Genomic DNA, 11602 nt, shown 5'->3' with positions numbered 1-11602 from the left:
TCGATTTCAGGAGGTGTCATGCGCATCGGCGAACTCGCCTCGCAGACCGGGGTCTCGACCCGCCTGCTGCGGTACTACGAAGCACAGGGGCTCATCTCCTCCACCCGTGAGAGCAACGGCTACCGCGACTACCCCGACGGGGCCGTCGAACGCGTCGGGCAGGTGCGCGACCTCATCGATGCCGGTATCCCCACCGCGGTCATCCTCGACATGACGCCGTGCCTCGCGAGCGTGTCCGACCCCGAGACCCCCGTCATCCAGCGGGCGCTCGCCGAGTCGCTCGCGGCGCGCCGGGCGCAGCTCGAGCAGCGCATCGGATGCCTCTCCAAGAACCGCGACGCGATCACCGCGTACCTCGACCGGGCGACGATCACGGGCTGACCGCGCCGGCGAGCGGCGTCGGGTGCCGAGTCGGAAAGGTCAGCCGACGGGCTCCTCGCCGAGCACCGCGTGGCAGCGCCCCAGGCGTTCGATCCACCAGTCGACGCGCTCGGGCGGTGCGGCATAGCGGTCGAGCAGCCCGGGGTCGGGATCGACGCGGACGACCGGGATCGACCCGTCGCGGGGCGCGAGGGGTGCGCGCGTGACATCCGCGGCGAGCAGTGACGCCGTGCCGAGGCCGCAGTCGAATTCGAGCGACGGGACCGCCGCGGCCAGGTGCGCGCCCATCGCGAGCCCGACGCTCGTGTCCAGCGCGCTGGACACGACGACGGGCAGGCCGGTGCGCCCGACGATGTCGAGCGCCCGGCGGATCCCGCCGAGCGGCTGTGCCTTGATCACGAGCAGGTCGGCGGCGCCTGCCTCGGCGACCGCGAGCGGGTCGTCGGCACGGCGCACGCTCTCGTCGGCCGCGATCGGGATGCCCATGTACTTCGTGCGCCGGCGGATCTCGGCGAGCTCGTCGACCGTCGCACACGGCTGCTCGACGTACTCGAGGTCGAACGGCGCGAGGGCGTGGATGGCGTGCTCGGCCTCGTCGATGTTCCAGCCGCCGTTCGCGTCGACCCGCACCCGCCCTTCTGGGCCGAGGGCAGTGCGCACGGCCCGCACGCGCGCGACGTCCTGCGCGAGGGTCTGGTCGGAGCCGGCGACCTTCACCTTCGCCGTGCGGCAGCCCGGGAAGCGGGCGAGCACGGCGGGCACGCTGTCGGGATCGACCGCGGGCACGGTCGCGTTCACGGGGATGCGGTCGCGGAGCGGCTGGGGCGGGGCGTTCCAGCCGAAGTCGATCGCGCCGGCGAGCCAGGCGGATGCCTCCTCGTCGTCGTACTCCGCGAAGGGGCTGAACTCGGTCCAGCCCTGCGGGCCCTCGATGAGCATGGCCTCGCGCACGTCGATGCCGCGGAACCGCGTCACGAGCGGCAGTGCGACGACGCGGGCGGTGGCGAGCAGTTCGTCGAGCTCGGGGCGTGCGGCGGGCGACATGAGCCCAGTCTGGCACCGGGCGGCGTGTTCGTGCCCCGACGATGCGGGGTGCCCTAGGTTCGGTCGGGTGAGCATGCCGACGGATCGATCGACCACCTCGCCGCCCCCTCGAACGGCCGTGGCGAGCGGCGTCTATCCCGGTCATCTCATCGGCGCCTCGTTCGGTGCGGTGTTCGTCTCGGTGAACAGCGGGCTCCTGGGCGAGCCATTGCAGCTCATCGCGACCGTGCTCGCGGTCCTCGCAGCGGCGGCCGTGCTGGCCGGGTTCGTCGTGACCATCCGGCGCGGGCAGCGCCCGCCCGAACGCGACCGGGCTCGCTCGCATCTCGCCTTCTGGGTGATCGTGGCGATCGAGGCGGTGCTCCTCTTCGGCGGCCTGGCCGTGTTCAACCGCGTCGAGCCCGCCGCGAACGTCGCGTGGATCGCGCTCGTCGTCGGTCTGCACTTCCTGGCCTTCGCGAGGTGGTGGGTGCGCGGGCAGCGCGAGCTGATCGTCATCGGGGCGGTGATGACGACGCTCGGCGTCGTCGGGATGGCGCTCGCCGTCACGACGCACGATGCCCCGCTCGTGCAGCTGATCGCGGGGGTGGGCTCGGGGCTCGTGCTGCTCGGCACGAGCACTGCGACCGCACTCCGGGTGCTCGCCGGCCGCGGAGCCCCGGCCGCCTGAGCGGGTCCGAATTCCCTGATCGCCCGGCCTCGGCTCCGCTCGGACGCCTAGGGTGGAGGGATGACTGCTGCGGGGATCGACGAGCTGGGGCTCACTGCGAGCGAGGTCCGTCCCGAGTCGACGGGCCGCAACCTCGCGATCGGGATCGGCGGCGTCCTCCTCGTCATCGCGGCGGGCATCCCCGTCGTGTGGGCGATCCTGGTCGGCGTGACCGCTGTCGTCCCCGTCGTCGCCCGCATGCTCGGAGGCCCCGCGGAATAGGCTTGAGCCATGAGTGCCGAGGTCTCCGAACTGTTCGATCCGAGCGAGTGGGCCGCGGCTCCCGCAGGCGCGTCCTTCACCGACATCACCTATCACCACTCGCTCGACGGGCGCATCGCGCGCATCGCGTTCGACCGGCCCGAGGTGCGCAACGCGTTCCGCCCGCACTCGGTCGACGAGCTCTACCGTGCGCTCGAAGACGCGCGCACGAACCCCCGCATCGGCGTCGTGCTGCTGACGGGCAACGGCCCGAGCGCGAAGGACGGCGGCTGGGCGTTCTGCTCGGGCGGCGACCAGCGCATCCGCGGCCGTGACGGCTACAAGTACTCCGACGCCGAGACCGCCGTCGTCTCGGGGGAGGGGCAGGCGGCCGTCGGCCGGCTCCACATCCTCGAGGTGCAGCGGCTGATCCGCTTCATGCCGAAGGTCGTCATCGCGGTCGTGCCCGGCTGGGCGGCGGGCGGCGGTCACTCGCTGCACGTGGTCTGCGACCTCACCGTCGCGAGCCGCGAGCACGGACGCTTCAAGCAGACCGACGCCGACGTCGGCTCGTTCGACGCCGGCTACGGTTCGGCGTACTTCGCCCGCCAGATCGGGCAGAAGTTCGCGCGCGAGGTGTTCTTCCTCGCCGAGGAGTACTCGGCCGACCGCGCCTACGAGATGGGCGCCGTGAACCGGGTCGTGCCGCACGCCGAGCTGGAGCGCGAGGCCATCGCGATGGCCCGCACGATCCTCACGAAGTCGCCGACGGCGATCCGCATGCTGAAGTTCGCGTTCAACGCGGTCGACGACGGCATGGTCGGCCAGCAGGTCTTCGCCGGCGAGGCGACGCGGCTCGCGTACGGCACCGACGAGGCGGTCGAGGGCCGCGACGCGTTCCTCGAGAAGCGCGACCCCGACTGGGGCCCGTACCCGTGGCACTACTGATGCCGGTTACGGCGAACCGGCACTGCCGGTGTCGGGGGCGGTCGTGAAACCGCTCATCAGGGTGACCGCGACGGATGTCTCCGAGTTGACCCGTGCGCTCGCCGCGGCGCTCGACGGAGGGCCGGCCGTGTGGCCGGTGCCCGAGGTCGCTGCCGCGGGCGCCGGCGGTGCCGACCGCCCCGCGTCGGAGGTCGACGACCGGGTCGCGCTCGTCGTCGAGACGAGCGGCTCGACCGACGCCCCGAAGCGGGTGCTGCTCTCGGCCGACGCGCTCGTCGCGAGCGCCGACGCCACGCACGACGCGCTCGGCAGCACCGGACAGTGGCTGCTCGCCCTGCCGGGCCACTACATCGCGGGCGCGCAGGTGATCGTGCGGGGGCTCGTCGCCGGCACCGAGACCGTGGCGCTGCCGGCCGGCGGGTTCGATCCGGCGGCGTTCGCCGAGGCATCCGCTCGCATGCACGACCACGTGCCCCACTACACCTCCCTCGTGCCGACGCAGCTGGCGCGGCTGCTCGACGCGGCCGAGCGCGACGCGTTCGTGGGGGCGGCGCTGCGCTCCTTCGACGCGGTGCTCGTCGGCGGGCAGGCGCTCGCCCCGGCCCTGGCCGAGCGCGCCGACGCGGCAGGGGTGCGCGTGGTGCGCACCTACGGCTCGAGCGAGACCGCCGGCGGCTGCGTGTACGACGGAGCGCCGATCGGCGACACCCGCATCCGCTTCGTCGACGGGCGCATCGAGCTCAGCGGGTCGAGCCTCGCCGAGGGTTACCTCGACGACCCCGAGCGCACGGCCACGGACTTCGTCGCCGAGCGCGGCACCCGCTGGTACCGCACGGGCGACCTCGGCGAGCTCGACCCGGGCACCGGCCGGCTGCGGGTACGCGGGCGCGCCGACGACGTCATGATCTCGGGCGGGGTGAAGGTCGTGCTCGGCGAGGTCGAGCGCGCGGTGCGCCGCCTCGACGGCTTCGGCGAGGCCGTCGTCGTCGCCGTGCCCGACGCCGAGTGGGGCGAGCGCGCGGCGGTGGTCGTCGGCGCGGGCGTCGGCGACGAGGCGTCCGCGCTCGCCCGCCTTCGCGAGGGCACGGATGCCTCGGGCCTCGGCCCGGCCGCGAGGCCGGTGCGGCTCGTGGTCGCCGATCCCTGGCCCGTGCTGGCCTCGGGCAAGCCCGACCGGCGGGCGCTCGCCGCCGCCGCGCGCGCCGCGGGCGGCTGAGCGTCCGACCCGATCAGCGCGCGGGCGGGGCTGCTGCGCCGACCGAGGCGCCGGCCGGTGCATCGCCGGCGACCTCCACGTCGGCGGCGACCTCGACATCGGCCTCGGCCAAGCGCCGAGCTTCGTCGAGGTGCGCCTGCACCTCGCTGCGTCGCGGGAGCAGGAGGCTCGAGAGCGCGGCGATCGCGAAGCCGGCAACGGCGATCCAGACCGAGGCCTGCAGGGCGGTGAGCACGTGCTCCCGGCTCCAGTCGTCGCCGACCACGCCGAAGAACGCCGTGGTCGAGACGGCGACGCCCGCCGCCGCCCCGAGCTGCTGGAAGGTGCTGTAGGTGCCCGACGCGGCTCCGGCGTCGGCCACGGGTACGGTGGCCAGTGCGACGTCGACGAGCGGGATCACGAGGAAGGCGAGGCCGACGCCGGAGACCAGCATCGGCCAGAGCGCGGCCCAGCCGGTGAACGCGGCGCCCGTGTCGGCGACGACGGCGAACACCCACAGCACCCCGACCGCGAGCAGCGCCGAGCCGAACGTCACGAGGACCTTGCCGACTCGCGCGACGAGCGGGATGACCACGCCCGTGCCGACGAGCGCGCCGAGGCTGAACGCGAGGAGGTTGAGGCCCGCGGTGAGGGCGTCGAGTCCGAGCCCGACCTGGAGGTAGACGATGAAGGGCAGGGTGAACGCGTTGAGCGAGCCCTGGAACGCGGCCTGGGTGACGATGCCCGCCGAGAACCCGCGGTCGGCGAAGAGGGGCATCGGCAGCAGCGCCGAACCGTCGCGACGCATGCGCCGGCGCTCGTGCAGCACGAAGCAGGCGAGCAGCACCGCGCCCGCGGCGACCGGCGCCCAGAGCCAGGCCGGCCAGCCGAGCGACCGGCCCTCGACGAGGGGCACCATGACGGCGAGCACGACGCCGCTGAGCAGCACGACGCCCGCGAGGTCGAGACGCATCGGCCGGGGCGAGCGCGTCTCGGGCACGATGAGCGCGGCGAGCACGAAGATGGCGATGCCGACCGGGATGTTGATGAGGAACACCGTGCGCCAGCCGAGCCCCCACAGGTCGGCGTCGATGAGCCAGCCGCCGAGCACGGGCCCGACGACCGCGGCGAGGCCGCTCACGCCGCCGATGAGCCCGTACATCGGGGCCCGCTCGCGCGGGGTGAACAACGCCTGCACGGTCGCGAGCAGTTGCGGCACCATGAGCGCCGCGAAGAGCCCCTGCAGGATGCGGGTGGCGACGAGCACCTCGCCGGACCAGGCGGCGGCCGCGGCGGCGGAGGCGAGGGTGAAGCCGGCGACGCCGATGAGGAAGACCCGGCGGCGGCCGAAGAGGTCGCCGAGCCGCCCGCCGGTGATGAGGGCGACGGCGAAGGCGAGCATGTAGCCGCTCACGATCCATTCGAGCTGGGTCTCGGTCGCCCCGAGATCGCTGCCGATCGACGGCAGCGCGACCTGCACGATGGTGACGTCGAGCAGGTCCATGAACGAGGCGAACAGGAGGATGCCGACAGCGAGGCCTCGGCGGGGTGCGGTGGTCATGTCGGCCGCCCTTTCATAGACTGAATTCGTACCGGAACGGTATAGTCCCAATGTGGGACATTCCCACAATGGGAAGAGTAGGAGGGTGTCGCCACGATGTCAAGCAAGGCCGAGGTCACCACGCGCATCGTCGACCTGCTCCAGCTCGTGATCGCCTCCTCGGTCATGACCAACGAGCGCGTCGCCCGGTCGATGGGCGTGAGCGTGGTCGACCTGCAGGCGCTCGGCTACCTCGCGCGCAACGGTGCGCCGATGACGGCTGGGGAGGTGAGCCAGCAGACCGGCCTGCCGACCAGCACCACGACCCGCGTGCTCGACCGGCTCGAGAAGCAGGGCTACATCGAGCGCTCCACCGACCCGCACGACCGACGCCGGGTGGTCGTGCAGCTGCGCGCCGGTGCCCTGCCCGGCGCCGGGGGCGGCGGCGAGGACGACCCGTACCGCGAGATCCTCGAGGGCATGCAGCGGGTGCACGAGGGCTTCACGGTCGACGAGCTCCAGGTCGTGGCGCGCTACCTCGACGCCGTCCGGGAGGTGCGCTGAGCGCTCCGGCCCCCGGCTCGCGGCCCCTGCGCCCCCACCAGCGGGGCCATAGGGTGCCGAACTAGCATGGCCATGTGGCACGCCCGAAACCCCAACGGATGAATCCCGCCGACGACCTCGCGAAGCGTTCGCGCACGCACGGCCGATCGGGCAACCCCGCGAAGGCCGCGAGCCCGCGCGTCGCCGCCCCCGCCGGTGCGGCCGGCCCCGCGACCGCCGCCGACTGGATCTCGGGTGCGCGCCTGCGCACGCTCCCGCTCGCCATCGCGCCCGTCGCGCTCGGCACGGGAGCCGGGGTCATCGCGATCGCCGAGGGGGCGTGGCATCCGGCGCGTGCGCTGCTCGCCCTCGTCGTCGCGCTCGCCCTGCAGATCGGCGTCAACTACTCGAACGACTACTCCGACGGCGTGCGCGGCACCGACGACCACCGGGTCGGGCCAGCGCGGCTCACCGCCTCGGGTGCCGTGAACCCGCGGCACGTGCTCGTCGTCGCCCTCTCGTTCTTCGCGCTCGCGGCGCTCGCCGGGCTGGCGCTCGTCGTCATCACGCAGCAGTGGTGGCTCATCGCCGTCGGCGCAGCCGCGATCGTCGCGGCCTGGTTCTACACCGGCGGCAAGCGGCCGTACGGCTACGCGGGGCTCGGCGAGCTGTTCGTGTTCATCTTCTTCGGGATCGTCGCGACCGCGGGCTCGGCGTTCGTGCAGGCCCTCACGGTGAACTTCGAGGCCTGGCTCGGCGGCGTCGGCGTCGGCCTGCTCGCGTGCGCCGTGCTCATGGCGAACAACCTGCGCGACGTCGACCAGGACCGGGTCGCGGGCAAGCGCACGCTCGCCGTGCTCATCGGGCCGATCGCGGGGCGCATCCTGTTCGTGCTGTTCGCGCTCGTGCCGTTCGGCATCGCCGTGTTCTTCGCGTTCTTCTACCCGACCGCATGGCTCGTGCTCTTCGCACTGCTCGCCGCGCTGCCCGCCTGCATCATCGTGCTGACGGCGAAGACGCCGCGTGAGCTCATCCTCGCGCTGCAGCTCACGAGCATCACGGCGCTGCTCTACGGCGTCGGGCTCGGGCTCGCCTTCGCGCTCTGACGCGTCGGATGCGGGAGCGGCGCGACGACTACTCCGCGGCGGGCTTGACCGGGTTCTCGGCGGCGGGCTCGGACGCGGCGGCGATCGCCGCGTCCTCGGCCTCGTCGTCTTCGCGCACGACCGGCTTCTCGCGGTGGCGTGCGGCGTAGAGCTCGCTCGACATCGACTCGCGGGGGCGGCGCAGGAACAGCAGGGAGGCGCTGAATCCGAACACCGCGGCGACGAGCGCCGCGATCCATGGGGTGACCCCGGCGATCAGGAGGACGGCGAGCGGCACGGCGAAGAGGAGGACTCGAATCGCCGTGTACCAGATCCAGACGGGCACGGATTTCACCCTGACAGTGTAGGCGGGGTGTCTGGGGGCGGCTCCCAGCCAGCCGTGACCCTGCGAGCCTAGACTGGCACCATGGCCCGACTGCTCTTCGGACTCGGCATCGCTGTCGTGATCTTCACGGTCTACGCGGTCGTCGACTGCGCGCTGCTCGACCGGCTGCGCATCCGAGGGTTGAAGCGCGGCTGGTGGATCGTCGTGATCCTCTTCGTGCCCGTCATCGGCGGCCTGCTCTGGTTCTTCGTCGGTCGCGGCGGCTCGCTGAACCGTCCCGCCGGCCGCAACCGCACCGTGGCCCCCGACGACGACACCGAGTTCCTGCGTCGCCTCGGCGACGACGCCGTGCAGGCCGAGCGCATCCGCCGGCTCGAAGAAGAGCTCGCCGAGCTCGACGGCGAGACGGATGCCTCCGCCGGCGGCCCCGGCGCCGGTCACAAGGCCGAACCCGGCAAGCGACCCGACAACCCCGACGCCCCCGGCGAGACCGGCCCGTCGCCCCGCCCGAATGCCTGAGCCGGTGCCGACGGCACCGACCGGCCCGTCGGTGCCCACCGCGCCGACGGCTCCGGCCACCGCGTTCTCAGTCGCCCTGCTCGAGGAGTTCGTGCGTGCGGGGGTGCTCGACGTCGTCGTCGCTCCCGGTTCGCGTTCGCAGGCGATCGCGCTCGCCGCGGCCGAGTTCGAGCGGCAGGGGCTCGTACGCCTGCACGTGCGGATCGACGAGCGGGGTGCCGGATTCCTCGCGCTCGGGCTCGCGATCGAATCGGGTCGTCCGGCGGTCGTCGTGACGACCTCGGGCACCGCCGTCGCGAACCTGCACCCCGCGGTGCTCGAAGCGCATCACGCCGGCGTGCCGCTCGTGCTCCTCACGGCCGATCGGCCGGCGGAGCTGCGCGGCATCCGGTCGAACCAGACCACCATGCAGCCCGGCATCTTCGCGGGTGCGGTGCGCCTCGAGCGCGACGTCACCCCGCCCGAGGGGGCTCCCGGTGAGGCGCACACGGCGGCGAGGCTCGCTCGCGAGGTCGTCGCCGCGGCCCTCGGTCGCGACGCCGACGGCGCGCCCATCGCCCACCCCGGTCCGGGGCCCGTGCACCTCAACGTCCAGTTGCGCGAGCCGCTCTCGTCGCCGATCGAGGCGGCCCAGCTCGCCGCTCTCGGCCGAACCGGGGCGGCCCACGATCCGCAGGGCGGCAGCGAGGCGGGGGAGGAGCACGTCGACCATGGGGCATCCGGCGCACTGATCGCCCGCGGACCGCGCACCCTCGTCGTCGCCGGTGCGGGTGCCGGCCCCGAGGCCGAGGCGTTCGCCCGCGACGGCGACTGGCCGCTCGCGGCGGAGGTCACGAGCGGCGCCCACTTCGGGCCGAACCTCGTGGTCGCGTACCGCGAGCTGCTGCGCGAGCCCGGCTTCGGCGACGCGGTCGAGCGGGTCGTGGTGTTCGGGCATCCGACGCTGTCACGCGAGGTGCCCGCGCTCGTGCAGCGCGACGACGTGGAGACGATCGTGGTCGCGCCGTCGGGCATCGAGTGGTTCAACCCCGGCCGACGCGTTCGCCGGTTCGAGCGCGCCGTCCACGCCGATCCCGTCACCCCCGCCGCACCGCAGACCGCCGAGGAGCGCGCCTGGGTGCGCCGCTGGGTGCACGCGAGCCGCATCATCGTCGAGTCGGGCCTACCGCCGGCCGCACCCGCCGTCGCCGAGGGCATCGACGAGACGGGGCACGTCGGCGACGTCGAGCTCCACCGCGAGTTCATGCGCGCCCAGCTCGCCGCCGCCCGCGCACCGATCACGCGCCGCATGCTCGTCGACGCCATCTGGGGTGCGACGTGGCCGCACGACCGGCTCGTGTTCGGGGCGTCCCGCCTCATCCGCGACGCCGACCGGGCCGTGCCCGGCCGACGTATCGCCGCGCACGCCAACCGCGGCCTCGCCGGCATCGACGGCACGGTCGCCACCGCACTCGGCATCGCGATCGCGAGCCAGGCGGATGCCCCCGCGCACGCCCCCGAGGCGGAGGCATCCCGTGCGTCCGAGCATGATCGGGCACCCGCGGCCGGCGAGTCGGCCGTGCCGGGCTCGGCCACCGGGTTCGCGGCGGAGCTCGCGCACGCCGAAGCCGTCGAGCGCACCGTCGCAGCCCGCCCGGCCTCGGCGGTCGCGTCGGCCGGGGCGACCCGCGCCCTCATCGGCGACCTCACCCTGCTGCACGACGTCGGCTCGCTGCTGCTCGGCGCGGGCGAGACCCGTCCGCGGCTGCTGCTCATCGTCGGCAACGACGGCGGCGGCACCATCTTCGACGCGCTCGAGGTCGCCGGCACCGCGCCCGCCGACGCCTTCGACCGGGTGCAGTTCACGCCCCAGCAGGTCGACTTCGCGGCGCTCGCCGCGGCGTACGGCTGGACGTACTCGCGGGCGACGACCCGCGCCGAACTCGACGAGGCGCTCGGCACGCGCATCGACGGACCGACGATCCTCGAGGTTCCGCTGCCGCGGTGACCGACGGCGAACGCTGACCGCCGCAGCGCTCGCCGGTGCGGCCCGCCGCGTCTCGCCCATTCGCCGCCACTGCCGTCGGCCGCCGTCCTGCGCACCGTTACGTCACTGATCCGCGTGCGGCATCGGTGATGCCAGGCGCGTATCAGTGACGTAATGCGCACGGTGAGGGGCCTTGCCCGTCGCCTCCGGGCTCGGCAGGATGTGAGGAGCATCGCGGCGCGCGCCGCTGCAGAGGGGGACGCCATGAGCCGCGAATCGTTCTGGACCGCCGACCCCGCCGACCTCCTCCGCGTCGGTGAGGGGTTCGACCTGGCCGACGTCGACCCGCGGTCGCACCCGGGGTTCGACGGCGGCAAGCGCGAAGCGAAGACGGCGCTCGCCGAAGGCGCCGACATCCTCGCCGATTTGCAGGAGCAGCTCTTCGCGGGCAGTCGCATGGGCGGCCACAAGCGGCGCATCCTGCTCGTGCTCCAGGCGATGGACACGGCGGGCAAGGGCGGCATCGTGAAGCACGTGATGGGGTCGGTCGACCCGCAGGGCGTGCACCTGGTGGCCTTCAAGAAGCCCACCGAGGAGGAGCTCGGGCACGACTTCCTCTGGCGCATCAGCAAGGAGACGCCCGGCCCCGGCATGATCGGCGTCTTCGATCGCTCGCACTACGAGGACGTGCTGATCGGCCGCGTGCGCGAGTTCGCCCCGCCCGAGGAGATCGAGCGCCGCTACGACGCGATCAACGAGTTCGAGCGCGGGCAGGTCGCGAACCGCACGACCGTCATCAAGGTCATGCTGCACATCTCGGCCGACGAGCAGAAGCAGCGACTCCAGCAGCGACTCGAGCGCCCCGACAAGCACTGGAAGTTCAACCCCGGCGACATCGACGAGCGCCTGCTCTGGCCCGCGTACCGCGAGGCGTATCAGCACGTCTTCGACCGCACCTCCAAGCCGGATGCCCCGTGGTTCGTCGTTCCCGCCGACCACAAGTGGTATGCGCGGCTCGCGGTGCAGCACCTGCTCATCGACGCCCTCGAGGCGATGGAGCTCAGCTGGCCGACAGCCGACTACGACGTGGCCGAGCAGCAGGCGCGCCTCGCCGCGAGCTGACCT

Annotated in this window: 13 protein-coding genes; 10 read left to right on the top strand and 3 right to left on the bottom strand. The window is 73.3% G+C overall.

Annotated elements, in window-relative coordinates; translation table 11 throughout:
• Positions 1-18 precede the first annotated feature (18 nt).
• Positions 19-381 (top strand): MerR family transcriptional regulator, encoded by a 363-nt coding sequence (locus ACFVAJ_RS05590; RefSeq protein WP_376941933.1) that lies wholly within the window; start codon positions 19-21, stop codon positions 379-381.
• A gap of 39 nt (positions 382-420) precedes the next feature.
• On the opposite strand, the gene ACFVAJ_RS05585 is transcribed toward ACFVAJ_RS05590, so the two are convergent.
• Positions 421-1425, bottom strand: a complete 1005-nt coding sequence (locus ACFVAJ_RS05585; protein WP_376941931.1) for an o-succinylbenzoate synthase — start codon at positions 1423-1425, stop codon at positions 421-423.
• A 67-nt stretch (positions 1426-1492) separates the two neighbouring features.
• Here ACFVAJ_RS05585 and ACFVAJ_RS05580 point away from each other — a divergent pair, with 67 nt between their 5' ends.
• Genes ACFVAJ_RS05580 through ACFVAJ_RS05565 form a run of 4 tightly spaced genes read left to right on the top strand, consistent with a single transcriptional unit; the run spans position 1493 to position 4499 of the window.
• Positions 1493-2095 carry a hypothetical protein gene (locus ACFVAJ_RS05580; protein ID WP_376941929.1) on the top strand — a complete coding sequence of 201 codons (603 nt, stop codon included), beginning with the start codon at positions 1493-1495 and terminating at the stop codon, positions 2093-2095.
• 60 nt (positions 2096-2155) lie between these two features.
• Positions 2156-2356, top strand: a complete 201-nt coding sequence (locus ACFVAJ_RS05575) for a hypothetical protein (RefSeq protein WP_376941927.1) — start codon at positions 2156-2158, stop codon at positions 2354-2356.
• 9 nt (positions 2357-2365) lie between these two features.
• Complete coding sequence (locus ACFVAJ_RS05570; protein WP_376941925.1) at positions 2366-3283, top strand: 1,4-dihydroxy-2-naphthoyl-CoA synthase; 918 nt, start codon at positions 2366-2368, stop codon at positions 3281-3283.
• A 43-nt stretch (positions 3284-3326) separates the two neighbouring features.
• Positions 3327-4499, top strand: a complete 1173-nt coding sequence (locus tag ACFVAJ_RS05565) for an AMP-binding protein (RefSeq protein WP_376941923.1) — start codon at positions 3327-3329, stop codon at positions 4497-4499.
• A 13-nt stretch (positions 4500-4512) separates the two neighbouring features.
• Here ACFVAJ_RS05565 and ACFVAJ_RS05560 read toward each other — a convergent pair whose 3' ends face one another.
• Entirely contained in the window at positions 4513-6039 is a 1527-nt protein-coding gene (locus ACFVAJ_RS05560; RefSeq protein ID WP_376941922.1) for an MFS transporter, read from the bottom strand.
• 96 nt (positions 6040-6135) lie between these two features.
• Here ACFVAJ_RS05560 and ACFVAJ_RS05555 point away from each other — a divergent pair, with 96 nt between their 5' ends.
• Together ACFVAJ_RS05555 and ACFVAJ_RS05550 are read left to right on the top strand one after the other, a co-directional pair.
• Entirely contained in the window at positions 6136-6582 is a 447-nt protein-coding gene (locus ACFVAJ_RS05555) for a MarR family winged helix-turn-helix transcriptional regulator (protein WP_376941920.1), read from the top strand.
• Between the two features lie 98 nt (positions 6583-6680).
• Positions 6681-7667, top strand: coding sequence for a 1,4-dihydroxy-2-naphthoate polyprenyltransferase (locus ACFVAJ_RS05550; RefSeq protein ID WP_376942482.1), 987 nt, complete (start codon positions 6681-6683; stop codon positions 7665-7667).
• 28 nt (positions 7668-7695) lie between these two features.
• Here ACFVAJ_RS05550 and ACFVAJ_RS05545 read toward each other — a convergent pair whose 3' ends face one another.
• Positions 7696-8001, bottom strand: a complete 306-nt coding sequence (locus ACFVAJ_RS05545) for a DUF4229 domain-containing protein (protein ID WP_376941913.1) — start codon at positions 7999-8001, stop codon at positions 7696-7698.
• 72 nt (positions 8002-8073) lie between these two features.
• Here ACFVAJ_RS05545 and ACFVAJ_RS05540 point away from each other — a divergent pair, with 72 nt between their 5' ends.
• The 3 genes from ACFVAJ_RS05540 (at position 8074) to ACFVAJ_RS05530 (ending at position 11599) form a co-directional block, all read left to right on the top strand.
• The gene (locus ACFVAJ_RS05540; RefSeq protein ID WP_376941911.1) at positions 8074-8511 is read left to right on the top strand and encodes a PLD nuclease N-terminal domain-containing protein; all 438 of its coding nucleotides are present in this window, start codon (positions 8074-8076) and stop codon (positions 8509-8511) included.
• Positions 8504-10498, top strand: a complete 1995-nt coding sequence (menD, locus tag ACFVAJ_RS05535) for a 2-succinyl-5-enolpyruvyl-6-hydroxy-3-cyclohexene-1-carboxylic-acid synthase (protein WP_376941909.1) — start codon at positions 8504-8506, stop codon at positions 10496-10498. The genes ACFVAJ_RS05540 and menD overlap by 8 nt, the downstream gene beginning before the upstream one ends.
• Before the next feature lie 243 nt (positions 10499-10741).
• On the top strand, positions 10742-11599 hold the full coding sequence (locus ACFVAJ_RS05530) for a PPK2 family polyphosphate kinase (RefSeq protein ID WP_376941907.1): 858 nt from the start codon (positions 10742-10744) through the stop codon (positions 11597-11599).
• Positions 11600-11602: the final 3 nt, after the last annotated feature.

It is taken from the genome of Agromyces sp. NPDC057679 (assembly GCF_042799635.1).
Classification (GTDB): domain Bacteria; phylum Actinomycetota; class Actinomycetes; order Actinomycetales; family Microbacteriaceae; genus Agromyces.
The sequence above is the reverse complement of the archived record's forward strand: the minus strand, read 5'-3'. Positions and strand labels throughout refer to the sequence as shown.